A 26,913-nucleotide genomic window follows, 5' to 3' on the forward strand; every position below is an offset into this window, starting at 1 on the left:
GACATAACGGCGCCACGGGGCCAGGCGAGCAGCGTTCCGGTCCGGCACCGGCTGGTTAGCTTCGGCGTTCGGCTTCCCCTCCGTACACATACTCAGCGAAGCGGTACACGTACTCGTACTCGTACACGGACCGATGGCACGCAGCGATGAAGTCGGACCACGAGCGGTTGGACGTCTACGAGGAAGCGGCCGTGTACGAGTACGTGAACGAGTACGAGTACGGACATAACGGCGCCACGGGGCCAGGCGAGCAGCGTTCCGGTCCGGCACCGGCTGGTCAGCTTCGGCGTTCGGCTTCCCCTCCGTACACATACTCAGCGAAGCGGTACACGTACTCGTACACGGACCGATGGCACGCAGCGATGAAGTTGGACCGCGAGCGGTTGGACGTCTACGGGGAAGCGGCCGTGCGTCGGCGACTTTTTCAACGGACTGTTCGCGCGCTCAGGGAGCCGACGATAAGTTTCTGCCGAAGGGGTGCTGGACTCCGCCCGGGTAAGGGATCACCCAAGCCCCTGCCCCTGCCCTTGCCCCCGCCCCTGCCCACACGTCAGGCCAAACCGGGCTGGGGGTCGGCATCGGAATCGAAGACGACGTGCGCTTCGCTCACGAGCGACTTGAGTTCTACCGAGCACCGTACGAGTACGTGTAACGAGTACGTGAACGAGTACGAGTACGTGAACGAGTACGAGTACGGAGGAGAGGCCGACCCGGCAGGAGCCTCGCCCTTTAAAGGCATGGCTGGTCAGGCCATGGGTTGCCGGCGGCAGCGACGGTCCCGACTTGCCACCGCGCCGTCCCCGCGCTCTATTCGCCCGCGATGTTCCCCGTCTCGCCCGCCAAGGCCCAAGAACTGGCCGATCGTTTCGCGCTCCTCGGGATTCGCGAAGCCGATCTCGACGAGTCGTTCGTGCGCTCCGGCGGGCGCGGCGGGCAGAACGTAAACAAGGTCGCCACCTGCGTCGTGCTCGTGCACCGACCGACCGGCATCACCGTCAAGTGTCAGCGCGAGCGCTCCCAGGCCATGAACCGCTTCCTGGCCCGCCGCCTGCTCGCCGACAAGCTCGAACGCCGCATCCGCGGGGAACGCAGCGCCGCCGCCGAGCGCGTGGCCAGAATCCAACGGCAGAAGCGGCGCCGGTCGAAGCGGGCCCAGGAGAAGATGCTGGCCGAGAAACACGAGCGCAGCGCCACCAAAGCCCTGCGCCGCAAGGTCGAACCGGACCGTGACGCCTGAGCGCCTCGACTGGAGACGGCAACCGCGCTCGGCTATACGAGTCGGTTCTGTGACCGGCCCTGTGGGGCCACGGAGGGTGCCATGCAGCAACGCACTAGCGGGACTACGCTGATCGTCATCATCCTGCTGTCGGGACTCGTCTTCGCCGGCTCTAACTTGCTCGTGCTCCTGCAGACCACGGCCGATCCCATGGGAATACCGGTTCTCGAGCAGTTCTACCGTGTCTGCCCGCCGTGCGTGGCCTACTTTGTCGCCGCCCCGTTCCTCGTGTCCATCCTCGTGGCCCTGATGGTACGCCGGCTGACCCGCGTCCCGGTAACGCCGGCAGCCGCGGAAGAGACGCCGGCGGCGACGCCGCCGCTTTCGCCCGAACTGGCGGTGCGCTTGCTCGGATTTCTGCAACAGGAAGGCCGGCTCGTCGACTTCCTCAAGGAAGACATCGGCGCGTACAACGATGCCCAGGTCGGCGCCGCCGTGCGCGCCATCCATGCCGGCTGCCGTAAGACACTGGACGAGCGCGTCGAGCTGGAGCGCATCCTCGACGCCGAGGAGGGCACAACCGTCACCGTCGAAACCGGCTTCGATCCGAGCGCGATCCGCCTGTCCGGCAACGTCACCGGCGCACCACCCTTCCGCGGCGTCCTGCAACACGCCGGCTGGCGGGCCACGCGAGTAACTCTGCCCCCGGCGCCCGAGGGCTCCAACCCCAACGTCGTCGCCCCGGCGGAGGTGGAGATCCCGTGAGTGCGTCGCCGTCGACCCGGTACGTCGTGGGCATCGACCTCGGCACCACCAACAGCGTGGTCGCCTACGCCGACACACAGGCGGGCGATCCCCCGCCCCTGGCGGTATTTCAGATCCCGCAACTGGTCGATGCCGGCGTGGTCGAGCCGCGTTCGATGCTACCGTCCTTTCTTTACCTCGCCGCGGAAGGGGAGCTTCCCGCCGGCGCACTGCATGTTCCGTGGAGCGACGACCACGACTTTGCCATCGGCGCCTACGCCCAACGTCGCGGCGCCGAAGTCCCTACCCGCCTGATCGCCTCGGCGAAGTCCTGGCTGTCGCACAGCGGCGCCGACCGCACCGCCCCGATCCTGCCGTGGGGCAGCCCCGACGACGTGCGCAAGTTGTCCCCGGTCGACGCTTCGGTACAGTACCTGCTGCACGTCCGCTCGGCATGGAACCAGGCTTTTCCGGACGCTCCGCTGGAAGCCCAGGACGTCCTGCTGACGGTCCCCGCGTCGTTCGATGCCGTCGCCCGGGAGCTTACGGTCAAGGCCGCGCACCAGGCCGGGCTCGATAGCGTCACCGTCATCGAGGAACCCCAGGCTGCGTTCTACGCGTGGATCGACGCCAACGGCGACGCCTGGCGGCAAGAGGTGAACGCCGGCGATGTCGTCCTCGTCTGCGACATCGGGGGCGGCACCACCGACTTCACGCTGATCGCCGTCAAGGACGACGGCGGCGAGCTGATCCTCGAGCGGGTCGCCGTCGGCGACCACATCTTGCTCGGCGGCGACAACATGGACCTCGCCCTCGCCTACGCCGTGCGCGAACGCCTGGCCGGCGAGGGCACCGCACTCGATGCGTGGCAGTTCCGCGGGTTGAGCCTGAGCTGCCGCGAGGCCAAGGAGCACCTTCTCGTCGACGGCGGCGCCGACAAGCACCCGGTTTCGATTCTCGGCCGCGGCCGCAAGGTCGTCGGCGGCACGCTGCGCACGGCGATCGGGCGTGGCGAGGTCGACGCCATACTCGTCGACGGGTTCTTTCCGCGCTGCGCGTCCACCGACCGCCCGCAGACCCAGCGCCGCACCGCACTCCAGGAGATCGGTCTCCCGTACGCCACCGACCCCGGCATCACGCGCCATCTGGCCCACTTCCTCACCCGCCACCGGCAGGCCGTCGAGTCGCACGCGGCGGCCCCTGCCGTGCGGCCCACCGCCCTGCTTTTCAACGGTGGCGTGATGCGCGCCCGCTCGCTGCGCCAGCGCCTGGTGGAAGTCCTCGACGGCTGGTTCGCCGCTCCCGATCCTGCGGGTCTGCGGGTCCTCGAACGCGGCGACCCGGAACACGCCGTGGCCCGCGGGGCCGCGTACTACGGACTGGCCCGGCGCGGGCGCGGTGTGCGCATCCGCGGCGGCGTCGCCCGCGCGTACTACGTCGGCATCGAGTCGGCGATGCCCGCCGTGCCCGGTGTCAGGCCGCCGCTGAAAGCCCTGTGCGTCGTGCCGCGCGGCACCGAGGAGGGGACCGAACTGGCCTTGCCCGAACAGGAGTTCGGCCTCGTCGTTGGCGAGCCGGCCGAGTTCCGCTTCCTCAGCTCGTCCACCCGCCATGACGACGAGGTCGGCACGCTGGTCGAATCGTGGGGCGAGGATATCGAGGAACTCGCGCCGCTCGAAACCGCGCTTCGCTGGTCGGGTCACGAGGGCACCGCCGTCCCCGTGCGTCTCCAGGCGCGGGTGACCGAGGTCGGCGTCCTCGAGTTGTACTGCGTCAGCCGCGACGGCGCGCAACGCTGGAAGCTCGAGTTCAACGTGCGTGGCCATGGACCCGAACCCGCCGCCGGATGATGCTTCGATGCCCGCTCCGTCCGCGACTCGCAGCCCCGCCCCACCGCAGTTCGTCGTCGGCATCGATCTCGGCACGACCAACTCGGCCCTCGCCTACGTCGCCCTGAACGATTCCGCCCGGCAGATCCATGCCTTCCCGGTGCCGCAACTGGTCAGCGCCGGGGCCGTCGCGGAGCGGCCGACCCTGCCGAGCTTTCTCTACATCGGAGGCGAGCACGACATCGGTCCAGGAAGCCTTGCCCTGCCATGGGACATGCGGCGGGATTATGCGGTCGGAGAGCTTGCGCGCAGCCAGGGCGCCCGCGTCCCCGGCCGCCTCGTGTCGTCGGCCAAGTCGTGGCTGTGCCACGGCGGCGTCGACCGCGAGGCCGCCATCCTGCCGTGGGGCGGCTCCCCCGACGTCCCGAAACTCTCTCCGGTCGAGGCCGCGGCACGGTATGTCCAGCACCTGCGCGAGGCATGGCAGCAGCGCTTTCCCGACGCCCCACTCGAAGCGCAGCACATCGTCCTCACCGTACCGGCATCGTTCGACGAAGTGGCCCGCGAGCTGACCGTCGCCGCCGCCGAGCGCGCCGGGCTCACGAAGTTCGTCCTCCTCGAAGAACCGCAAGCTGCCTTCTACGCGTGGATACACCGCCACGAGGAGACCTGGCAGGACGCGCTGGCGCAAGTCGCCCTGATCCTCGTCGTCGACATCGGCGGTGGAACGACCGACTTCAGCCTCATCGCCGTCAAGCGCGTCGATGACCGCCTCGGGTTCGAGCGTCTTGCCGTCGGCGATCACCTTCTCCTCGGGGGCGACAACATCGACGTGGCGCTGGCGCGCACGCTTGAACCGCGTCTGGGCACGCGTCTCGACAGTCAACGCTGGCACGCGCTGGCCAGCGTCTGCCGCGAGGCCAAGGAGACGTTGCTCGGTTCGACGCCGCCCGACGAGGTGCCGGTCAGCATCGTCGGCCGGGGCAGCGCCGTCGTCGGCGGCCTGCTGACCGCGGCGCTGGCGCGCTCCGACGTCGAACGTCTGGTCCTCGAGGGCTTCTTCCCCCTCGCCGATGCCGACGCCGAGGTCAGGCGCAGCGCTCGCGTCGGCCTCCAGGAATGGGGCCTGCCCTTCGCCAGCGACCCCGAGGTGCCGAGGCACCTCGCCCAGTTTCTGAGGCGACATCGCACGGCTGCGGCCGCGGCCTCCGGCACGGGCGCCGCGGAACCCGACGCCGTGCTGTTCAACGGCGGAGCGTTGAAGCCGGCGGTACTGCGCCAGCGGTTGCGGGACCAGCTCGCGCACTGGAGCGGCGGTCGCCCGCCCACCGTTCTGGAGAGCGTCGATCTCGACCTCGCGGTGGCGCGCGGCGCCGCCTATTACGGCCTGGTTCGCCGCGGTCGCGGCATCCGGATCGCCGGGGGCGCCGCCCGTTCGTACTACATCGGCTTGCGATCGGAGGTGGCGCCGGAGGCGGATACGGTGCGCGCCCTCTGCGTCGTGCACCGCGGCATGGAAGAAGGCGAGGAGATCGAGGTCGCCGAGCCGGCAATGGAAGTGATCGCCAATCGCGGCGTGAGCTTCCCGCTTTACGCGTCCAGCACGCGCCTCGGCGAACATGCCGGCCAGGTGGTCGAAGCGGAGCGCGACACCCTGACCGAGCTGCCGCCGATTCGCACCGTGCTGCGTTTCGGCAGAAAGCTGCACGAGCGGACCATACCGGTACACATTCAATCGCGGCTCACGGAGATCGGCACTCTGGAGGTCTGGTGCCGTTCGCTCGCCACCGACCATCGCTGGCGCCTGCAGTTCCAACTGCGCGACACCGCGGTCGGGACACCCGCCGCCGAATCGGTTGCGAACGAAGGGCAGCAGGCCGAAAGCGTCGTCAGTACGGAACGTCTCGCGGCGGCCGCAGCGGCACTGCGGGCCGTCTTTCCCGCCGCCGGCGCGACGGCCGCCACCGAGGATCCTGTAAGCCTCGTCCGCGTACTCGAAGAGCGCATTGGCGCCGGTAAGGACGCCTGGCCCCTGGCCGCGGTTCGCAAGCTCTGGGACGTCCTCTGGGAGGGTCAGGAGGCGCGAGGGGTCAGCCCGCAACACGAGGCGCGATGGTTGAACCTGAGCGGGTTCCTGTTGCGACCCGGCTTCGGCTCGGACACCGACGGGCTCCGTCTCCAGCAACTGTGGCGGCTGAAATCGCAGGGAATGAACTTCCCCAGGGGTGCGCAGTGTCGCGCCGAGTGGTGGAACATGTGGAAGCGGGTTGCGGGCGGGCTTACCCGTCAGCAGCAGCAACAGCTCTACACCGAGGTGGCGCCCTACCTGCTGCCCCGCCTGAAGACGAAGGCGCGGAACCTGCCTCGCGTCGGACCGCAGGAAGTGCGCGAGTACTGGCAGCTCGTCGCCAGTTGCGAGCGCTTGTCGGCCGAGACCAAGGCCGAGTTGGGGGCCGCGTTGCTGCCGGCGCTAAGCAAAGGAAAGGGAGCCGACACGGATCTCTGGGCTCTCGGGCGCCTCGGCGCGCGGGCACCGCTCTACGGCCCGCTCAACTGCGTGGTTGGCCGCTCGATCGCAGCCGCCTGGGTCGAGGCGCTGCTGGCCCCGCCGGCAAGCCGGGCCGACGGACTTGCCTTCGCCCTTGTGCAGCTCGCGCGCTGCGTCGGCGATCGCGAGCGCGACCTCGACGGCGACCTGCGCCGGCGGATTGCGGAGCGGTTACGCCCCCTGCGCCACGGGGAACGGGCCGCCCGTCTCGTTCTCGAACACGTGCCGCTCGAGGGCACCGAGCGCGCACAGATCCTCGACGAGTCGCTGCCCGTCGGCCTGCAACTGCGGGAAGAGTGATCGCGGTGGAAGGAAGCGACCGGGGCAGGCCGGCCGCCACAGTCACCGCCGGGTCGGTCTGCCCGCCGTCGCCGCACCTGACGATCGGGACTTTCTTCCGGCAAGCTGCTATCTCCCGCCGATGCGGGTCATCGCCGGTACGGCACGCGGGCGCCGTCTGCGAACCGTCGCCGGAACGGCGACGCGCCCGACCGCAGACAAGGTCAAGGGCGCCATGTTCAGCATCCTGCTGAGCCGCGTCGATCTCGCCGGGGCGCGGATTCTCGACCTGTTTTCCGGCAGTGGCGCGCTCGGCATCGAGGCCCTCAGCCGCGGCGCCGCGCAGGTAACATTCGTCGAGCAGGCAGCGGCGGCGGGGCGCGCACTCGAAGCGAATCTGCACGCGTGCGGCTTCACGGCGCAGGCCAGGATCCTCCGCCTGCCGGCCCACCGGGCCCTGACGCGGCTGGCTCGACAGGGCGAGCAGTTCGCGGGGGCGTTGCTCGATCCGCCGTACGGCGAGGGGCAAGTGGCGGCGACGGTGCGTTGGCTCGTCGAAAACGGGCTGATTCGCGCCGGCGGATGGATTATGATCGAGCACGGTCCCGGCGAAATGCCGGAACCGCCGAGCGGGACGCAATTGACCGTGCATCGCCGGTATGGAAAGACAGGCCTCGCCTTATTGCAGGTGCGTGACCCCATGCCACAACAGCAACCTGGGGGGACACGAGCGGTATACGCCGGCTCGTTCGACCCGATAACCAACGGCCACCTCGACGTCATACGTCGGGCGGTCGAGGTGTTTCCGGAAGTGCTGGTTGCCGTCGCGGGCAACACCAGCGACCCGAAAAAAAGCGGGGCGCTGTTTACGCCGCAGGAACGGGTGGATCTGATCGGTGAGTCGCTCGGCATCAACGGCTCGCAAGCGACGGTCACCACGTTTCGGGGCCTTCTGGTCGACTACTGCGACACCGTCGGCGCCCGCGTCATCATTCGTGGCTTACGGGCGGTCTCCGACTTCGAGTACGAGTTCCAGATGGCCATGATGAATCGTCATCTGCGGCCGCACATCGAAACCGTCTTCCTGACCGCCAGCGAGGCCAACTTCTACACCTCGTCGCGCCTGGTCAAGGAGGTGGTCGCCCTCGGGGGCGACGTGCGCGGCCTGGTGCCCGATCCCGTGTACCGGCTTCTCGTGGAGCGCCTGCGCCCACGAAGCTGAGAGCCCACGTCTGTGGCAAGGGCGGCGCCGCGTGGCGCTCGCGCTGTCACCCGTCTACCGCTAGGAATGAGCCCATGAAACTCAGCCCTCGACTCGATCTCATCAAGCCCTCGGCGACCATGATGGTCAACGAGAAGGCCACCGCCCTGCGCGCCCGTGGGGTTAACCTGATCGACTTCGGAGCCGGCGAACCCGACTTCGACACGCCGCAGCACATCAAGGACGCCGCCGCAGCAGCGATGCAGGCCGGCCAGACGAAATACACGCCGGTCGGGGGAACCGACGCTTTGCGGTCGGCGATCGTCGCCAAGCTCAAGCGCGACAACGGTATCGACTACGATAAGAAGGACGTTCTCGCGAGCTGCGGGGGCAAGCATTCTTTGTTCGTCGCCTTCCAGGCGCTTTTCGGCCCCGGCGACGAGGTCATCGTGCCGGCCCCGTTCTGGGTCAGCTATCCCGACATGCTGGTTCTGGCCGGAGCGACTCCGCGCATCGTGCGCACCGCGGAAGACACGGGGTTCAAGCTCACCCCGGAACTACTCGACGCCGCCGTGAATGCCCGGACGCGCGCGCTCATAATCAACAGCCCGAGCAACCCGACGGGTGCGGCGTACAACCCGCAGGAACTCGCCGCAATCCTCGAAGTCGTGGCCCGGCACCGTCTATTCGTTATCACCGACGACGTGTACGAGAAGATGGTCTACGGCGACCTCGCGACGAAGCACGCGCTGGCCGTACGGCCGGACCTGCGCGAGCGCACCCTGACCATCAATTCGGTATCGAAGACCTACGCCATGACCGGCTGGCGCATCGGGTACGCGGCCGGTCCGACCAGCGTGATCAAGGCCATGTCGACCCTGCAGGGGCAAATGACCTCGAACCCGTCCTCGATCGCGCAGGCCGGGGCGGCGGCGGCACTCGGCGGTCCGCAGGACGCGGTCGCGCCGATGATGGCGGAGTTCGGGCGGCGGGGGCGCTTCGTGGTCGATCGGCTGCGCGCCATTCCCGGCCTGCGCTGCACCGAACCCGAGGGGGCGTTTTACGCCTTTCCCAACGTGTCCGCCTACCTGAACCGTCATGCGGGTGGGCTGGAGTTGAAGACGGGGGACGACGTGGCCGCGTATCTGATCGAGAACGCGCACGTGGCAGTGGTGGGCGGCACGGACTTCGGTGCGCCGGAGCACGTCCGCCTGTCGTACGCCACGTCGATGCAGAACCTCGAAGAGGGCCTCGACCGCATCGACACGGCCCTGAGAAAGATCGGGTGAGGGGGCGGAGCGCTGACGATTGAGACGGTCACGGCGATGTCTCGACGGACTCCTGCCCATCTACTCGATCCGATAAGACCTCGGCGGTAAACACCGACAACTCGGCCTCGGGGCTGCGCCATGCGTCGGGGTCGAGCTGAGCCTTCAGGCAGAGTTCGGACAGCAGCGTCTCGCGATCCCAACCCTGCGTGGTTGCGACCCCGGGCAGGAACACGGCGCGGTGGCCGCGGCACTTGATCGATACCCCGTGCATGCCGGGGACCACCGCCTCCGGCGGCACCCCTTCGAGCGCGCTCAGGCGCGAGATTTCGATCTCCAGATCGGGCAGTTCCGCCGGCGTCAACGGCGCGAAGCGCGGGTCCTCGAAGGCGGCGCTGCGCGCCACGCGGGCCACGGTCTCGTGCAGCGGCGCATCGGGAAGAATGGAACCGATACAACCGCGCAACTGCCCTTCGGAGCGGAGAGTGACGAAAGCACCGCCAGCAACCTCGAGAGCCGGAGTCAACCCCTTCGTGGGCCGCGGTACCGGCTCATTGAACAACTCCGAGCGGATGCTCTGGCGGGCGATGTTCAGCAGCAAGTGGCGCTCGGCAGGCGTCAAAGGAACCAGTAGCGGCGGAGTCGTGGCCATCCTGGCCTCACTTGCGGAACCCTAACGTGCAGTAGCCTGCCGCCGCATACTGCGGCCCTGCGGGCGGCCCGGACGCTACCAGCCGTCCGCAGAGGGGTCAATGTGGAAGACCGCGTTCCCGCCGTCCGGAGAATGCGCGGCCCGTTGACTCCGGGGCTACGGCAAAGTGGCTGATTTTTTCGCAGCGCTGCCGTTGGCCCGCCCGGGCCTTTGATTCCAATTGGATTTCTGGCAATAGGTGTGGGTCGCGCCACCGGCGCGGTGGTGTGGCTATCACGCACAAGACGCGAGGCGGCCCGTGTGCGTTGGACGTGCGGGATCGCACGAAATCCGAGGAGACGATCGAAGATGAACAAGGTCGGGAAGAAGTGCACGTTTGTCGGTTGGCTTGCCCTGCTGGTCCTGAGCGCCCGCGCGGCGCTGGCGCAGAGCAGCGACGCCCACGGCGAGATGCATCTCGTCCTCCCGGATTTCTCGTCCGTGTACTTTCTCGGCATGACCGGACAGACGTTGCTGACCCTGGGCTTGCTGGTCTGCGCTCTCGGCTTCGCGTTCGGGCTGGTCATTTACCGGCAACTCAAGAATCTGCCGGTGCACCGCTCGATGCGCGAGATCTCGGAGCTCATCTACGAGACCTGCAAGACCTACCTGCTGACCCAGGGCAAGTTCATCTTGATCCTCGAGCTCTTCATCGGCGTCATCATGGCGGTGTACTTCTACCGGGCGTTCGAGGGCGACGTGATTAAGGTGCTCGTTGTTCTGTTCTTCAGCCTGGTGGGTATCGGCGGCAGCTACGGCGTCGCCTGGTTCGGCATCCGGGTCAACACCTTCGCCAATTCGCGCACAGCCTTCGCCGCGCTGCGCGGCAAGCCGTTCCCGACGTACGAGATCCCGCTCAAGGCGGGTATGAGCATCGGCATGGTGCTGATCTCCACCGAACTCCTGATCATGTTGATCATCTTGCTCTTCATGCCGGCGACCTGGGCCGGCCCCTGCTTCATCGGCTTCGCCATCGGCGAGTCGCTGGGTGCGTCGGCGCTGCGCATCGCCGGCGGTATCTTCACCAAGATCGCCGACATCGGATCGGACCTGATGAAAATCGTCTTCAACATCAAGGAAGACGATGCGCGCAACCCCGGCGTCATCGCCGACTGCACGGGCGACAACGCGGGCGACTCGGTGGGGCCCTCGGCCGACGGCTTCGAGACCTACGGCGTGACCGGGGTGGCCCTCATCACGTTCATTCTCCTCGTCCTCAAGGACAACGCCAACCTTCAGGTCACGCTACTCGTCTGGATCTTCGCCATGCGCATCATGATGATCGTCGCCAGCGGCATGTCGTACATCATCAACGAGGGCATTCAGCGCGGGCGTTACGCCGGCGCCGATCAAATGAACTTCGAGCGGCCCCTGACCTTTCTGGTCTGGCTCACCTCGATCGTCTCGATCGTGCTGACCTACATCGTCTCGTATCTGCTCATCGGCAACCTCGGCGCCGGCAATCTGTGGTGGCAGCTCTCGACCATCATCAGTTGCGGCACCATCGCCGGCGCCGTGATTCCGGAGGTGGTAAAGATCTTCACCTCGACGGAATCGGGACACGTGCGCGAAGTCGTCGAAGCTTCGCGTGAAGGCGGCGCCTCGCTCAACATTCTCGCCGGACTCACGGCCGGGAATTTCTCCGCCTACTGGATGGGTATTGTCTTCGTGGTGCTGATGGGGGTGGCCTGGATCGTCAGCACGGGCGAGCTGTCGAACGCGTTGCCGGCGGCCACCGCCACGATGACCGCCCCGGTGTTCGCGTTCGGCCTGGTCGCTTTCGGCTTTCTCGGCATGGGGCCGGTAACCATCGCCGTCGATTCGTATGGGCCGGTCACCGACAACGCCCAGTCCGTCTACGAGCTATCGGTGATCGAGGGCATTCCGAACATCAAACAAGAGGTCAAGAAAGACTTCGGCTTCGAGCCCAGCTTCGAAAAAGCCAAGCACTATTTGGAAGAGAACGACGGCGCGGGCAATACTTTCAAGGCCACCGCCAAGCCGGTGCTCATCGGCACCGCCGTCGTCGGTGCCACCACGATGATCTTCTCGATCATCGTGGCGCTTACCGACGGTCTACAGCCCCAGCACCTGGGGCAACTGTCGATCCTCAACCCGCTCTTTTTGCTCGGCCTGATCGCCGGCGGCGCGATGATCTACTGGTTCACCGGCGCCACCATTCAGGCCGTGTCGACCGGCGCCTACCGGGCGGTCGAGTTCATCAAAGCCAACATCAAGCTCGAAGGCGCGGAGAAGGCATCGATTACCGACTCAAAGCGCGTCGTCGCTATTTGCACCCAGTACGCGCAGAAAGGCATGTTCAACATCTTCCTCACGGTGTTCTTTTCGACGCTGGCCTTCGCCTGCCTCAATCCGTTCTTCTTCATCGGGTACCTTATATCGATCGCCCTGTTCGGCCTGTTCCAGGCGTTGTTCATGGCTAACGCCGGCGGTGCCTGGGATAACGCCAAGAAGGTCGTCGAAGTCGAGCTGAAGGAGAAGGGTTCGGACCTGCACGCCGCAACCGTGGTGGGCGACACGGTCGGCGACCCGTTCAAGGACACGTCGTCGGTAGCCATGAACCCGGTCATCAAGTTCACCACACTCTTCGGCCTACTCGCCGTCGAGTTGGCGGTGACCATGTCCGCCGGGGTTTCCGGTTTCTTCGCGGTGGTCTTCTTTGCCGCCGCGGCAGTGTTCGTCCGCCGTTCCTTCTACGGCATGCGCATCAAGTCGGTGGTCTGACGGCGGGGTCAACGGAACCGTCTTCCCGCTCGGCGCGGCGCCCGCGACACGTTACCGGACGCCCCTGAAGACTGGAGCGCCAGGAGCTGATCGAGCGGTCACACACCGAGCACCCAGGGTCGGTGCCACGAGCGTGCAACCCGTGGCCGCCGGTACCTGGACAGGCTTCTCACCTCGATTTTGCGTTGACAGGCACGCCTGGGACCGGATATCGTTCGGCCCCGTTTCGTGTCGCCGGGCAAATTTGGTGTCCGCGTGAAGGAGGAGGGGGTCATGAGACAAAACGTGGTCGTCTGCGTGTGCATGTCGATGCTGGCACTCGTTTCTGCCCGTGTCGCCACGGCTACGGAAGCGCCCGTCGCCGTGGAAGAAATGAATGCCGTGGTGCCCCGGGAGTTCGTTGGCGATCTGAGCCAGTTGCCTCCGGTGCCGGCGCCACCGCGGCCAGACTATGTACACCCGATGCTTCGGCCTCCATCGATGAAACAGCCGCCCGCCGAGGCGGCGATTACGGCCCCCGCCGAAGCCCTGCTCATGGGACCGATGCCAGGCCCGATCTTGAATTTCGCCGGCATGAGCAAACTGGAATTGTGCGGGGGCGTTCCGTGCGGCTCCGGATGGCCGCCCGACACGAACGGTATGGCCGGGGACGATCATTACATTCAGGCGGTGAACAGTTCTTTCGCGGTCTACTCCAAGACTGGCACGCTGCTGGCGTCATTCACCGAGAACCAGCTCTGGGCCGGGGCGGGGACACCCTGCGACGGCAATTCGGCCGGCGATCCGATCGTTATCTACGATCTATTCGCGAAACGGTGGATACTCACCAACTTCGCCTTCGGCAGGGACGAATACTCGGTGCCGATCACCCCGTTTTACCAGTGCATCGCCGTCTCCAAGACCAGCGATCCGGTTGCCGGCGGGTGGTGGCTGTATCCGATACAGGCGGATGCCGGACCGGTACCGGCTGGCTACCTGAACGATTACCCCAAGTTCGGCATCTGGAACGACTGCCTGTACATGGCGGCAAACGAGTTCACCTTGAATCCAGATACCTACCAGGGTGTCATGTTTGCCAGTTTCAGCCGCGCCGACCTCGTGAGCGGCGCCCCGCTGACCTACGCCTTCGGCCTTCTGCCGTACCCGGCTAACGACGTGTTCACGCTCATCCCGAGCACCGCGGCGAGCCGCTCGCCGGGCTCCGCGCCTCCCCCCGGCACGCCCAACTATTACGTTAACGAGTCCGGTTTCTCCTTCGACTTCCTCGTGCGGACGTTTACGCCGGGTCCCGACTGCGGCGCCGGCGGTGTCCTTTCCGCGCCGACCTTCGTCTCGCAGCAGCCTTACGATTACAACGTCAATAACGTCCCTCAGCCGAACACCGTCAATACGCTGGACGCGATCGACGATAGGTTGATGCAGAAGGTCCAGTATCGCCGCGTCGGCGATACCGAGTCTCTGTGGGTCGTCCACAATGTGCAGGACGCGAGCGAGCCCAGGGGCACCGTGCGCCCCCAGTGGGCACAACTCGACGTCACCGGCGGGGTTATCGCAACCGCTCCGGTGCAGCAGCAGATTTATGCCCCGGACACGACTCTCAGCCGCTGGATGGGCAGCATCGCCACCGACCGCAACGGCAACGCCGCGCTCGGCTACAGCACATCCAACGGCGTGGTCCCCAACTTCCCCAGCATCTCCTACGCCGGTCGCCTCGCCGGCGACCCCTTGAACCAACTACCTCGCACTGAGGAACAGCTGATCGCCGGGGGCGGCTCGCAAGCGAACACCTGCGGTGGGGGCCCGTGTCAACGCTGGGGCGACTATTCGGAGATGAGCATCGATCCCGCCGACGACTGCACGTTCTGGTACACGAACGAGTACTACGACACGCAGGACAACGGGAACGTCGGCAACTGGCAGACCCGCATTGGAACCTTCCGGTTCCCCGACTGCATCGTGGAGACGACCCAGCCCGTGCCGGCGCTCGGACCGGGAGCGTTTGCCGTGGCGGCGGTGCTCCTGGTCGGTGCGGGCATCGTTCGCACCCGCTGGAGACGCCAGTAGGAGCAAGCGGCTGGGTGTTAGCTGTTAGGCCCTGCCCCCGAACAGCTAGCAGCTAACCCCTGGCTCCGGCTGTTAGCCAACGATCTCCCTCAAGACGCGAAGGTTCTCGTCCTCTTCGAACACTGAGCGGACGGGAATCGTGAAGCCCGGGATGACGGTGGCGCCGACGTCGCCCTCGCCCCGGCGCCCCACGAGACGATAGTTGCCGCTCGAGTCGTTCAGGTACTGTTCGATCACCTCGGCATCGGAGTCGATGATCCAGTATTCGGCCACCCCGTGCGCGGCATAGTCCTCTAGTTTGACGCCACGGTCGATGTGTTCCGTCGTCGGCGAGAGAACCTCCACGACCAGGTCGGGCGCTGGAAATTTCATCTGATCCGGCGTGATCCCCGCAGCCTTCTCGGGGCCGAAGAACGCAATGTCCGGCTCGTAGTCGTTGCGCGTCAGGCAAACCAACGCCTTCTCGGAAAACACGCGGCCCGCACGGTGCACCGCCGTGAACGCCGCCAGAAGCCGCAGCAGTCGCCCGGTAACCTCGATGTGCCTGGCCCTCGCGGGTGACTGCACCACCACCTCCCCGTTGATGAACTCCATCTTACGGTCTTCGCGCATCTCGTCGTAAAAGCGCTGCCTGCGCGCGGCCTCCTCGGCGGCGTAGGACCGCAACTGATCGAGAAGGCGCGGCAACCGGGGCGACCGGATAAGCGGCTCGATAAGAGCGTCCATGGGATGTCGTATACCACCCGCTGCTCGCCTGGGCGAGGCAGTACCGCATTGGAAGCACGAAACCGCGCAAGACGGGTTCGCCGCAGGCCGCAGTCTTGAAAGTCCGGCTGCCCGTCGGTAGACAACTACGCTTGTCGAGCAGCGCACGAGTCACACGCCGCTGACCGCCCGGGGCGGCACGGGTACCCGCGGGGTTCGCCGCGAGCGTACCTTGGCCCCCGAAGCGAGGCGCGGAAGACCTCGGACTGCTACGACGCACCCAGAGGAGAACGAATCGTATGGATGGTGGAGTCGCCGCGATCAACGAACGTGTACGCGAAGAAAGCGCCGCCCTGTATCGCCTGCGGGAAGAGATCGGCCGCGTGATTGTCGGCCAACGCTATCTGGTGGACCGTCTCTTGATCGGTCTGCTGGCCAACGGACACGTTCTGCTCGAGGGCGTCCCCGGCCTCGCCAAGACCCTGTCGGTCAAGACACTCGCCCAGACTCTCGACGCCGCTTTCCAGCGCCTGCAGTTCACTCCCGATCTCCTTCCCGCCGACGTCATTGGCACGCTGGTCTACAACCCCCGGGACGGCGTCTTCACCACCAAGAAGGGACCCATCTTCGCCAACATCGTCCTTGCCGACGAGATCAACCGCGCCCCGGCCAAGGTGCAAAGCGCCCTGCTCGAAGCGATGCAGGAACACCAGGTTACGATCGGCGACGAAACCCACCAATTGCCCGATCCGTTCCTCGTGCTGGCAACACAGAACCCCATCGAGCAGGAAGGCACCTATCCCCTGCCGGAAGCGCAGGTCGACCGGTTCATGTTGAAGCTCGCCGTCGGTTATCCGTCCAAGGCCGAAGAGCGTCAGATCCTCGATCGCATGGCCACCACGAGCCCCCCCGCCGCCCTCCGCCCGGTTATCTCCACGCACGACGTGCAACGGCTGCGCACCGTCGTCGACGAGATATACGTCGACGATAAGCTCAAGGACTACCTGGTCGATCTCGTCTGCGCCACGCGCGACCCCGGGGCGTACGACCTCGACCTCGCGCGCTGGATTCAGTACGGCGCCTCGCCGCGCGCGACCCTCTACCTGACGCTGGCCGCCAAAGCCCACGCCTTCCTCAACGGGCGCGGCTACGTCACCCCGCAAGACGTCAAGTCGATAGGCCCCGACGTCCTCCGACATCGCATCATCGTAACCTACGAAGCCGAAGCCGAAGAAGTAACCCCGGAAACCGTGGTGAAATCCGTCCTCGAAGGAATCCCAGTCCCATAACCCCCAGAACCTCAAGACCCCAAGACCTCAAGACCCCAGGACCTCAAGACCTCAGGACCTCAAGACCCCAGGACCTCAAGACCTCAGGACCTCAAGACCCCAGGACCTCAAGACCCCAGGACCTCAAGACCCCAGGCCCCCATGCTCACCCCCGAGCAACTCAAGACCGTCCGCAAGATCCAGATCCGCACGAGCCATCTGGTCAGCGACGTCTTTGCCGGACAGTACCACAGCGTATTCAAGGGCCGCGGCATGGAGTTCGCCGAAGTACGCCACTACCTGCCCGGAGACGACGTCCGCACCATCGACTGGAATGTCACGGCCCGCACCGGCGTGCCGCACGTCAAGCGTTTCGTCGAGGAACGCGAACTCACCGTCATGCTGCTGGTGGACGCCAGTGCGTCGACCCACTTTGGAACCGTCAGGCAACTCAAGAGCGAAATGGCCGCCGAGCTCGCCGCCGTCTTCGCGTTCTCCGCAATTACCAACAACGACAAGGTCGGACTGGTGATGTTCAGCGACCACATCGAACTATCCCTGCGACCGAAGAAGGGTACACGTCACGTGCTGCGTGTGATCCGGGAGGTGCTGTCTTTCAAGCCGCGCGGTCGTGGCACGAACATCGCCGCCGCGCTCGAGCATCTCGGGCACGTCAGCAAGCGGCGCTGCGTGACGTTCGTGATCTCGGACTTCCTCGATCCGACGGCGCGTGCCGCACTTGCGCTTGCCAACCGCCGCCACGACGTCGTCGGCGTGGTGCTCGACGACCCGAGCGATTCGAGTTTGCCCGACGTGGGACTCATCGAGCTCGAGGACGCCGAGTCGGGCGATCGACTCATGGTCGACACCGGCAACGCGCGACTGCGACGCGAGTTCGAACGCCGCGCTACCGAGGCGCGCACCGAACGCGACCGTATGCTCCGCTCCGCCGACGTCGACGCCATCGCGCTCAGGACCGACCGGCCCTACGCCGAGGCTCTCCTCGGCTTTTTCCGAATGCGCGAACGCCGTCATTGAGTCGCGGCAACCGAGGCCATGGAACACCGATCGAGCAAGTCGCCGCGCCCTGCCCTCGTCATGTCTCCCGCCGGCTCGCGCCGGCGCCTGACGGTTGGCCGCGCTCCCCTGCCGGCAAGAGCAGTCCGTGCGCTTGCCGCGCCGCGCGCCCGAGGGGCGATCGTACCTTCTCCGCTTTCGCTCCTGTTTCTGACACTGCTCGCCGTTATTCCCGCGCATGCCTCCTCGGGGCAGACGCCCACTGTCGCCCCCGTATACGTCCGCGCCACGATTGACCGCGCCGAGGCCGCCATCGGCGATCTCTTGCGATACACCTTGACCGTCGACTTCGCGGCCGGCACGCAGGTGTCGATTCCGGCGCTCAGCGGCCGGCTCGGCGACTTCGAAATCGTCGACTTCGGGGACGTGCCGCCGCCAACCGGGGGACCGCGAGGAACCAGCTCGCACTGGTATGTGTTGCGGAGCTTCGACGTCGGAAGCCACACGATCGCCGCCCCGCCGGTTCGCTATCGCGGGCAAGGGGATCAGTGGCACGACGTCACCGCAAACGAAGTTCAGGTCACCGTCCGCAGCCTGCTCGGCGAGGACGGGGGCGCCGACATCCGCGACATCAAGGGACCCGAGGCGGTTCCGTTCGACTGGCGCCCGATGGCGCTCGTTGGCGGCACCGGCGTTGTTGTTCTCGCCATCGGCGCCGCGCTATTCCTGTTGCTCGGTCGGCCGCGCCGGGCCCGGGCGGTACCCCCGCTGCCGCCCGACGTAGTCGCACTTGCCGCCCTCACGCGGCTCCAGGCCGAATGCCTGCCCGACGCCGGACGGTTCGAAGTGTTCTACGTGGAGCTGTCGTCCATCGTGCGCCGCTACCTCGAAGATCGCTTCGCGGTTCACGCACCGGAGATGACCACAGAGGAGTTCCTCGCGGCGGCTGCCCGCGACAGCCGCCTCGGCGCACCGCAGAAGCGCCTGTTGGGCGAGTTCCTCGCCGAAGCGGACCTCGTCAAGTTCGCCCGACACGTGCCGACCCTGGCGGCCAGTGGCGCAGCCTTTGAAGCTGCCAGACGATTCGTCAACGATACGCGTCCCGCCATCCTACCGGAGTCTCGCCGTGCAGCTGCATGATCCCTGGGCACTGCTGCTGCTCGCCCTTCTGCCGCTGGTCGCCCGCGGGTGGCACCGCCCGGAACGGCAGGCCGCCGTGAGGTTTCCCACGCTCGGCACCCTGCGCAATGTCCAGATCGCCGGCCGCCGCCGCTGGTACTGGGTCCTGCCCGCCCTCCGGGTTATCGCCCTCGTCCTGCTGGTCGTGGGCCTTGCCCGGCCGCAGCGGGGCCGGGCGGAGAGTCGTTACACCGGCGAAGGCATCGACATCATGCTCGCCGTCGACATCTCCGGCAGCATGTTGGCGGAGGACTTCACCCTCAACGAGCGCCGGGTTAACCGCCTCGACGCCGTCAAGGACGTGGTGCGGCAGTTCGTCGAAGGGCGCCCGAACGACCGCATCGGCCTGGTGCTGTTCGGAGCCCGGGCCTACACGCAAAGCCCACTCACCCTCGACCATGGATGGCTGCTCGGCAACCTGGATCGCGCCCGGATCGGCATGATCGAGGACGGCACGGCCATCGGTTCGGCACTGGCCACCGCGGCGGCCCGTCTGCGCGACGCCGACGGCAAGAGCAAGGTGCTCGTCCTCCTCACCGACGGACAGAACAACGCCGGCAAGGTCTCCCCGTCGACGGCCGCCGATGCCGTCCGGGCCACGGGGATCAAGACGTACACCATTGGTGCGGGAACCCGCGGCCTGGCGCCGTATCCGGCACGCGACCTTTTCGGCAACACCGTCTACCAGCGGGTCCAGGTCGACATCGACGAAACCACCCTGCAGGCAGTCGCGGAAAAGACCGGCGGCAAGTACTTCCGGGCTACCGACACCGCGAGCCTGAAGGCGATCTACGACGAGATCGATCGCATGGAACGGACAACGTTCACTGCGCCGCGCTACCTCGACTACGACGAGCTTTACCCCTGGCTGGCGATTCCGGCGTTGCTGCTCTTCGCGGTCGAGATCGGGCTGGGGAACACCTTATTGAGGAAGCTGCCGTGATGCTCTGGCGTGCCGCCGACTGGTTGTGGCTGTTGTTGCTCGCGCCGGTATTCGCGGGGTTCCTGTGGTGGGCCCTGCGCCGCCGCCGGCTCGCACTGCAACGCTTCGCGGAGGCGCGATTGCTCCCTGCCCTCGTGCCCGAACTCGACCTGCGCCGCTACCGCTGGCGCGCCGCGCTTGGCGTTCTCGCCGTGGCCCTGATCGCGCTTGCCCTGGCCGGCCCGCAGTGGGGCTTCCATTGGCAGGAGGTCCGTCGCGAGGGCGTCGACGTCATCGTCGCCCTCGACACTTCGCGCAGCATGCAGGCAACCGACGTAAAACCCAATCGCCTGGCCCGCGCCAAGCTTGCCATCACCGACCTCGTACGGGAACTGCAGGGCGACCGCATCGGCCTGGTCGCCTTCGCCGGCACCGCCTTCGTCCAATGTCCGCTGACCGTTGACTACGGCGCGTTCGACGCGAGCCTGCGCGCGGTCCACACCGGCATAATCCCCAGGGGAGGCACCGCCCTGGCCGCCGCGATCGACACGGCTCTCGAAGCCTTCGAGGCCCGCCAGAGCAAACACGAGGCCCTCGTGCTCATCACCGACGGCGAGGATCATGAGGGAGACGTCGCCGCCGCGGCCAAGCGCGCGGCCGAACGCGGTGTGAAGATCTACACCGTCGGCATCGGCACGACGGCCGGCGAACTGATTCCCGGCGGCACCGGAGAGGGCGACGGTTTCCTCAAGGATCGCCAGGGAAACGTCGTCAAGTCGCGCCTCGACGAGAACACCTTGCAGCAGATCGCCACCGACACCGGTGGCGCCTACGTACACGGCGAGGGCCCCGATCTTGGCCTCGCCATTCTCTATCGCGACTACATCGCGCGCATGGACAAACGCGAGCTGCACACCGCCATGCAACGCCGCTACGAAGAACGGTTCCAGTGGCCGCTGCTGCTCGCCGTGCTGTTACTTCTGGTGGAACCTCTGATCGGGGACCGCCGGCGCCGTAAGACCCACTCCGCCGCCCGGGTCCGGCGCTGGCGGGGCCGCCGCCGTGAGGCTCGATGAAACGCGGAACTCACCTTATTGCCGCCGCGCTCGCACTGCTGTCACTCGGCTGGCTCAACTCCGAGCGGGATCGCGTCGCCGAAGGCAATCGCCTCTACGCCGCCGGCAAGTATGACGAAGCCACGCAGCGTTATGGCGAGGCGCTAGTCGACGATCCCGAGTCGCCACGGCTCAACTTCAACATGGGAACGGCACGGTACAAGTCCGGCAAGTTCGACGAAGCCCTGGCCGCGTTCGAACGCGTCCGCCCTGCCGGCGACGATCCGAAACGCGAAGCCCGCACCGCCTACAATGCCGGCAACAGCCATTACCGTCGCGGCGCCGACCTCGCCGCCACACAGCCGCAGGAGGCTCTCGCTGCTTATGCCCTCGCGTTGGCCAGTTACCGTCGCGCCCTCGGCATAGACCCCGCGGACGCGGACGCCAAGTTCAATTACGAGTTCGTCACCCGCAAACTCGCCGAACTGCGCAAGCAGATCGAAGAGCAGAAAAAGAAACAACAGGAACAGCAAGATCAGGAGCAACAACAGGAACAACAGCCGCAGGAACAGGCGGCTCCGGATGAGCAACAACAGTCAGACGGGCAACCGCCCGAGCGGCAACCGGGGGAGCCGCCGAACCAGACCCCGCAGGAGCAGACCGGCGACCAACAGGCGGCCGACAATCCGGAATCCGCGCCGCCGCAGGACGGGGAATCCGCACAGGAACCGGGCGAGGAATCGGCAGCGCCCGAGCCCCAACCCGTCGAGGAGTCGAGCCGAGGCGAGGACGCCGCCGCCCAGGGCGAGGCCGAAGCCGCGGAGTCGGATGGGTCCTCCCAGAACGGCGGTGCCGCCACGGCCGCCGGCGACGGTCAGGAAATCTCTCGGGCGGAGGCGGCGGCTCTGCTCGACGCAGCTCGAAGCGACGAGCTCAGGCCCGAAGACATCGCCCGCCGCATGCAAGGAGCGGCAGTCGCCGAGCCGCGCCAGGACTGGTAGACCTCATGCTCCGCCCTGCGCTCGCGACGATCGTTCTCGCGCTCGTTGTCGCCCGGCCGGTAGCCGCCGTGTCGGTCAGCGTCGACGTCAGTCCGCGCGACCTCGACGTGGGTGACACGGCAACGTTGACGCTCACCATCGAGGGGGTACAGGACACCACACCGCCAGATCTCGGAACCCTGGACGGATTCGACGTCAGCTACGTGGGTCCGTCGACTCAGGTGTCGATCGTCAACGGCGAGGTCACGGCACGCGTCCAGCACCGTTTTGCGCTGGTTCCTCGGCGCCCCGGGCAGTTCAACATCGGGCCTTTTACCGTTTCTTACGGGAACACCCCGGCAACCACCGAGACGGTCGCCGTCCAGGTCCGCGCCCCGGGGCCTGCCGCTCCCCCGCGCGGCGGCGGCACCGCTCCCCAGGCACCGGGCAACGACCCCGACACGCAGGCCTTACGCCTCGAAGCGGCCACACTTAAACCGCAGGTTTACGTGAACGAACCTTTCCCCGTCGACGTCACCCTGTACGTCGGCGCGGTTCGTGTGACCGACGTGCAATACCCGACGTTGCCCGACGGCGGCCTTGCGATCGAGAAGTTCGCCGAGCCGAGCCAGCGACAGCAGGCGATCGACGGCCGGACGTATCAGGTGGTCCGTTTCCGGACGACGGTGGTGCCGCTGCGCCCCGGGGCGCAGACCATCGGGCCCGCCTCGATGCGCATGAGCCTGCTCGAAAGGCGGCGCGGCCGCGGTCAGAACGATCCCTTCTTCGGCGGCTTCTTCGACGACGCCTTCTTCTCGCAGAAGCGACCCACCGAATTGCACTCCAATGCCGTGCCGGTCACCGTTCTACCGTTGCCCGAGGCCGGGCGCCCGACGGACTTCTCCGGGGCGGTTGGCCAGTTTACCCTCGCAGTCACCGCAAACCCGCCGGAGGTCGCCGCCGGCGACCCCGTCACCGTGCGCATGACCGTCTCCGGTAGCGGCTACCTGGGAGAAGCCGTGCCGCATTTCGTCGACACCGCCGGCTTCAAGGCCTACGACCCCAGCACAACCGCATCCGAGCGCGCTCCCCCCAACGCTTCGAAGTCTCTGGAACAGGTATTGGTTCCGACCGGCCCGACCGTCAACGCCGTTCCGGCAGTACGGTTCAGTTTCTTCGACCCGGAGACGCGCCAGTACCGGACCGCCCGGAGCGAACCCATCGCTCTGACCGTCCGGCCGTCAATCGGCGCGGCCACGCCACAGGTAATCGCCGGCGCTCCGTCGGCGCGACCGCGCGCGGTCGAAGAGCTTGGCCGCGACATCGTGTACATCAAGGACGCTCCCGGCGACCTGCTCCCGACGACCTCGCCGGGGCCGGATGCGTGGCTACTGCTCTGGCTCCCGGTGCCGGTCGCGATCTTCGGCGCAGCCGCTTACTACGACCGCCACCGCCGGCTGATGCACGGCGATCCGCGCTACGCACGCTTTTCTCGCGCCGGCCGCGAGGCGCGCGCCGGCCTGGCGGCAGCCGCCGCCGCTGCGGCCGCGCAGAACCGCGCCGAGTTCTACGACACGACGTTCCGCACCGTACAGAGCTTCCTGGCCGCCAAGCTGGAGCTGCCTCCCGGCGCGGTCGATCTCGAGGCGATAGCCGCCCGGGGGGTCGATACCGAAACCATCGAGCGGCTGCGAGTCTTGTTCGCAAGCTGCGAACAGGCCCGCTTCGCCGCGGCCGCCGGCGCGGCCGACATGCAAAGTTTACTGTCCACGGCGCAGGATATCGTCAGGCGCCTCGAACGCGCGCGCACGTACGGCGGCGCGTCCCGCCTCGGCGCGATCGTCCTTGCCGCCGGCCTTGGCACCGCCCTGCCGGGCGCGGTCGCGGCAGGTTCCGACCCGGCAACGCCGCAAACCGCCTTCTTCGAGGGCAACAGTGCCTACCGCACTGGCGACTACCACCGTGCGATCGCCGCCTATGAGCAGGTGCAAGGCAGCGGGCATGCGAGCAGCGCCCTCTACTTCAATCTCGGCAACGCCTACTTCAAGAGCGGCGATCTTGGCCGCGCCATTCTCAACTATCGGCGCGCCCGCAACCTCGCTCCCCGCGACCCCGACGTACTCGCCAACCTCGCCTATGCCGAGTCACTGGCCGGCGTGGAGCCCTGCACCCCGCCGCTCTGGGAACGCCTCGCGGTTCCTCTCGTCGACCGCGCGACGCGCAACGCGCTGATCTATGCCGCACTCGGGGCCTATACCGGCGCCTTTCTCCTGCTCGCTCTCCGGCGCCTGTTGCCGTGGAGTCCCAACTGGATCGCATGGTGCGGGGGCGGGCTCGGCCTCCTGGCCGTGTGGATAGGCGCTAATGCCGTCTATCGTGAGGTGGCGAGAGGAGGCCCGGCGGCGGTGGTCGTCGCTCAGGGCGAGACTCCCGTGCGCTTCGAGCCGACAACGACCGGAACCGTCCACTTCTCCGTTCGCGAAGGCACGCTGCTGCGCATAGACGGCGAGCGCGACGGTTGGCTGCAGGTAACTCGCTGCGACGGCCGTCGCGGCTGGATGGAAAGCGGCAAGGTGGCCGGGGCGGGGGCGTGAGGGCGTGCGGGCTTGAGGGCCTTTGGGGGCATAGGCGCTAACACTACAGTGCCGGCATGGTTCCCCGGCGGGCACCTGCCCGCCTGTTAGCGCCCAAGCCCCCAGACACTCACGCCCTCGCGCGCTCCTCCATTGCCCACCCTACCGAAATCTGCCATCAGGAAATCCGACGAGGGTCTACATGTTTACCGGAATCATCGAAGAAGTTGGTGAAGTAGTAGATGCGCGGGACGGCGTGCTGCGGATTCGCGGTCCGCTGGTGCTTGCAGATGCCAGACTGGGCGACTCGATCGCCATCAACGGCGTCGACCTGACCGTAGCCGCGGTGGATGAGAATACGTTCACGGCCAACGTCATGCCCGAGACCTACCGGAGGTCGAACCTCGGTGACCTGAAGGCCGGGGATGGGGTCAACCTCGAACGGTCCGTACGGCCGATGGACCGTCTCAGCGGGCACATCGTACGCGGCGTCGTAGAGGGACGCGCAACGGTCGTGTCGTTCACGCCCGAGGCCGATGCGATTGTCGCCCGTTTTCGAACCCCGCCCGAACTCCTGCGTTACATGGTCGTCAAGGGGCCGGTTGCCATCGACGGCGCCAGCCTGACGATCATCGACAAGACCGCCGACAGCTTCGCCGTGTCGCTGGTGCAGTACACGCAAGAACACACCAACCTGAACCGCAAGCGTCCCGGGGACACAGTAAACATCGAGACCGATATCATCGCGCGCTACGTTGAGCAGTTGGTGCGCGAACGCGACACCTGAGCGCAGACCATCGGCGCTGCCCCGAACGCGGCAGCTCCGCCACGTCAGCTTGCGGCGGCGGCAGGCGTGCGGCAAGAACTCGCCCTTCGAGACACCGTCAACGCGGGACGGCTCGTCACGGCGAGTCTCGCCCGCAAGTCACGCGGACCGGACGGGATTGTCACCTCGGCGAAAGAGTCCGTCGATAAACGGCCAAACCCGGCTTCGACAAGCTCAGCCTGAGCGGTGGTGAAATTGATTTCATTGCGTTTTTCCACGCTCACCCTGAACTACTATCGCCGAAAGTCTTGCCGTGGTGCGCAGAATTCAGATGGGGAGGGCGAGGCTCCAGCCCAGCCGTCGTCAGACCGTTGCGGCTCGGCTGGAGCCTCGCCCTCCCATAGGCATTGCTGGTCAGGCGATGGGTTGCGGGCGCCAGCCCGCGCTAGGCTCGTCGAAGGGTGAACGGGAGTTTATCGACAGACTCGAAAGCCGGGGTCCAGCATCAGACGAAGTGCTGGAGGCCGACTTTCGCGGGCATGACGTACGGAATCGTCCTGCCGCGCAACGAAGTCCGGAAGACGTGAGTCCCGGCATCGAGGCGTCGTCACTCGTGCGGTACGCCCGCCACCAGATTGTTGGTCAGCACGACGTCACCCAGCGCCGATGCGCACGACGTGAACGACGCCGCCAGGTTGGCGCCGGCGGCACTCGGCGGCGACTGCGTCAGTGCGGCGCACTGGAACACTCCGCCCGTCGCTCCCTGCGGCCCCAGTTGCGGCCCGCCAACGGCGCCGGCGTGGAACACCGTCGCCGACGTGCTACCGGTCACGTAGGGCAGCGTCACCGGCGTCCCGCGCACCTCCACCGGATCGCTGTCGCTGCAGAACGTCGGCGTGCACAAACCGCTCTGCGTGCCGATGCGGATCGTGTTCATGAGTCGAGCCGAGCCCGACGGACCCGCGCCCGAGAGCGCGATCTCCCGCGGCTCGGCCGGCCCGCCCCCGTCGGGATGACAGTCCTGCGTAATGACCGAATCGATCGCATCGAGTCCCCCACAGCCGATCACACCGGCCGCGCTGTTCCCCGGTCCGTTGACGAAAGTGCAGGGCCTGGCCGCCGGGCACACGGTCGGACTGACGATACCGTCCCCGCACAACGGCGACGGCGTACCGTCAGCCTCGAAAATCGTGCCACCGCAGGTCTTCGCCGCGAAGCCGCGCACGCATGCGCATGCGAGCGTCGCCACCTGAACCTTCGGAAAGACGACGCTGTCGGCCTTGATGACGGCCGGAATCTCCCCGTCGCGTTCCTTACCGATCGTCAGCGTTTGATCGCCGGAGAGTGGGATGGGCAGGCGCGCAACGATTTGCCCGTAGGTGATCACCCCGCTGGTTCCGGGCTGAATACCGCCCGGAATGGCGACTCCGGGCACCAGAGGAAAGGCCACTTCCGTCTCGAAGGTGCAGTTGGCGGCGCACCCGTCGCCGCCGAAGGTCACGCAGCGGTCGCACATGCTGCCCGGGCAGTCGCCGTCGTCGTCGCAAGCGGTTCCGACTTTGGTTCCCGCCAGACACACACCCGGCTGGGCGTCGCCGCCGCAGGCGCCGTTCGACGTACATCCGCTACCGGCCAGATTGCCGCCGATACAGATGCCGCCGTCGTCGCAGTCCTCGCCGGGCTCGACAACGCCGTTGCCGCAGGCCCCCGGCTCCGGCGGGACCGGTACGCCGTCGTCGTCCCCACAGCCGGATAACGTGAAAAGTCCGGCCGCTACCACCACAAACAGGATGTTCCTGAACGCTGGTTGCATGGCCTTCTCCCTTCTCGTCCTGCCTTACTTTGCAGCTTACGCCCAGCAGA

Annotated in this window: 19 protein-coding genes and 1 pseudogene; 17 read left to right on the forward strand and 3 right to left on the reverse strand. The window is 66.8% G+C overall.

The genetic code is table 11. The features are described 5' to 3' along the window. Positions 1–820: 820 nt before the first annotated feature. The 7 genes and pseudogenes from L6Q96_11600 to L6Q96_11630 all read left to right on the forward strand — a co-directional run bounded on the left by L6Q96_11600 (position 821) and on the right by L6Q96_11630 (position 9,106). On the forward strand, positions 821–1,237 hold the full coding sequence (locus L6Q96_11600; protein MCK6555204.1) for a peptide chain release factor-like protein: 417 nt from the start codon (positions 821–823) through the stop codon (positions 1,235–1,237). 81 nt (positions 1,238–1,318) lie between these two features. Continuing rightward, positions 1,319–1,981: a DUF2760 domain-containing protein gene (locus L6Q96_11605; protein ID MCK6555205.1), complete on the forward strand. Its 663-nt coding sequence runs from the start codon at positions 1,319–1,321 to the stop codon at positions 1,979–1,981. Further along, positions 1,978–3,810, forward strand: a complete 1,833-nt coding sequence (locus tag L6Q96_11610; GenBank protein ID MCK6555206.1) for an Hsp70 family protein — start codon at positions 1,978–1,980, stop codon at positions 3,808–3,810. The genes L6Q96_11605 and L6Q96_11610 overlap by 4 nt, the downstream gene beginning before the upstream one ends. A gap of 7 nt (positions 3,811–3,817) precedes the next feature. After that, positions 3,818–6,637 (forward strand): hsp70 family protein, encoded by a 2,820-nt coding sequence (locus tag L6Q96_11615; protein ID MCK6555207.1) that lies wholly within the window; start codon positions 3,818–3,820, stop codon positions 6,635–6,637. 121 nt (positions 6,638–6,758) lie between these two features. Further along, a pseudogene (rsmD, locus tag L6Q96_11620) lies at positions 6,759–7,244 on the forward strand (16S rRNA (guanine(966)-N(2))-methyltransferase RsmD). Between the two features lie 72 nt (positions 7,245–7,316). Continuing rightward, a complete protein-coding gene (gene coaD / locus L6Q96_11625; protein MCK6555208.1) occupies positions 7,317–7,838 on the forward strand; it encodes a pantetheine-phosphate adenylyltransferase in 522 nt (173 codons plus the stop codon). A 74-nt stretch (positions 7,839–7,912) separates the two neighbouring features. Continuing rightward, entirely contained in the window at positions 7,913–9,106 is a 1,194-nt protein-coding gene (locus tag L6Q96_11630) for a pyridoxal phosphate-dependent aminotransferase (protein ID MCK6555209.1), read from the forward strand. 28 nt (positions 9,107–9,134) lie between these two features. Here the strand turns inward: L6Q96_11630 and amrA are convergent, their stop codons facing one another. Further along, positions 9,135–9,737 carry an AmmeMemoRadiSam system protein A gene (amrA, locus tag L6Q96_11635; GenBank protein MCK6555210.1) on the reverse strand — a complete coding sequence of 201 codons (603 nt, stop codon included), beginning with the start codon at positions 9,735–9,737 and terminating at the stop codon, positions 9,135–9,137. Between the two features lie 348 nt (positions 9,738–10,085). Here amrA and L6Q96_11640 point away from each other — a divergent pair, with 348 nt between their 5' ends. Both L6Q96_11640 and L6Q96_11645 read left to right on the forward strand, forming a co-directional pair. Further along, positions 10,086–12,521: a sodium-translocating pyrophosphatase gene (locus L6Q96_11640; GenBank protein ID MCK6555211.1), complete on the forward strand. Its 2,436-nt coding sequence runs from the start codon at positions 10,086–10,088 to the stop codon at positions 12,519–12,521. A 273-nt stretch (positions 12,522–12,794) separates the two neighbouring features. Continuing rightward, positions 12,795–14,585 (forward strand): hypothetical protein, encoded by a 1,791-nt coding sequence (locus L6Q96_11645; GenBank protein ID MCK6555212.1) that lies wholly within the window; start codon positions 12,795–12,797, stop codon positions 14,583–14,585. A gap of 72 nt (positions 14,586–14,657) precedes the next feature. Here the strand turns inward: L6Q96_11645 and L6Q96_11650 are convergent, their stop codons facing one another. Next, complete coding sequence (locus L6Q96_11650) at positions 14,658–15,311, reverse strand: Uma2 family endonuclease (GenBank protein ID MCK6555213.1); 654 nt, start codon at positions 15,309–15,311, stop codon at positions 14,658–14,660. 278 nt (positions 15,312–15,589) lie between these two features. Here L6Q96_11650 and L6Q96_11655 point away from each other — a divergent pair, with 278 nt between their 5' ends. From L6Q96_11655 to L6Q96_11690, 8 genes are all read left to right on the forward strand, one after another. Further along, the gene (locus tag L6Q96_11655) at positions 15,590–16,579 is read left to right on the forward strand and encodes a MoxR family ATPase (GenBank protein MCK6555214.1); all 990 of its coding nucleotides are present in this window, start codon (positions 15,590–15,592) and stop codon (positions 16,577–16,579) included. A 141-nt stretch (positions 16,580–16,720) separates the two neighbouring features. Then, positions 16,721–17,596 carry a DUF58 domain-containing protein gene (locus L6Q96_11660; GenBank protein ID MCK6555215.1) on the forward strand — a complete coding sequence of 292 codons (876 nt, stop codon included), beginning with the start codon at positions 16,721–16,723 and terminating at the stop codon, positions 17,594–17,596. Positions 17,597–17,614: 18 nt separating this feature from the next. Further along, the gene (locus tag L6Q96_11665) at positions 17,615–18,715 is read left to right on the forward strand and encodes a hypothetical protein (GenBank protein ID MCK6555216.1); all 1,101 of its coding nucleotides are present in this window, start codon (positions 17,615–17,617) and stop codon (positions 18,713–18,715) included. After that, positions 18,702–19,697 carry a VWA domain-containing protein gene (locus tag L6Q96_11670; protein MCK6555217.1) on the forward strand — a complete coding sequence of 332 codons (996 nt, stop codon included), beginning with the start codon at positions 18,702–18,704 and terminating at the stop codon, positions 19,695–19,697. Before L6Q96_11665 ends, L6Q96_11670 begins: the two co-directional genes overlap by 14 nt. After that, positions 19,697–20,752: a VWA domain-containing protein gene (locus L6Q96_11675; protein MCK6555218.1), complete on the forward strand. Its 1,056-nt coding sequence runs from the start codon at positions 19,697–19,699 to the stop codon at positions 20,750–20,752. The genes L6Q96_11670 and L6Q96_11675 overlap by 1 nt, the downstream gene beginning before the upstream one ends. Next, entirely contained in the window at positions 20,749–21,732 is a 984-nt protein-coding gene (locus tag L6Q96_11680; protein MCK6555219.1) for a tetratricopeptide repeat protein, read from the forward strand. Before L6Q96_11675 ends, L6Q96_11680 begins: the two co-directional genes overlap by 4 nt. Before the next feature lie 5 nt (positions 21,733–21,737). After that, positions 21,738–24,305: a BatD family protein gene (locus tag L6Q96_11685; GenBank protein MCK6555220.1), complete on the forward strand. Its 2,568-nt coding sequence runs from the start codon at positions 21,738–21,740 to the stop codon at positions 24,303–24,305. A 181-nt stretch (positions 24,306–24,486) separates the two neighbouring features. Continuing rightward, positions 24,487–25,071: a riboflavin synthase gene (locus L6Q96_11690; GenBank protein ID MCK6555221.1), complete on the forward strand. Its 585-nt coding sequence runs from the start codon at positions 24,487–24,489 to the stop codon at positions 25,069–25,071. Positions 25,072–25,657: 586 nt separating this feature from the next. Here the strand turns inward: L6Q96_11690 and L6Q96_11695 are convergent. Next, a complete protein-coding gene (locus L6Q96_11695; GenBank protein ID MCK6555222.1) occupies positions 25,658–26,863 on the reverse strand; it encodes a hypothetical protein in 1,206 nt (401 codons plus the stop codon). Between the last annotated feature and the right edge of the window lie 50 nt (positions 26,864–26,913).

The sequence above is a fragment of the Candidatus Binatia bacterium genome (genome assembly GCA_023150935.1).
Taxonomy (GTDB): domain Bacteria; phylum Desulfobacterota; class Binatia; order HRBIN30; family HRBIN30; genus JAKLJW01.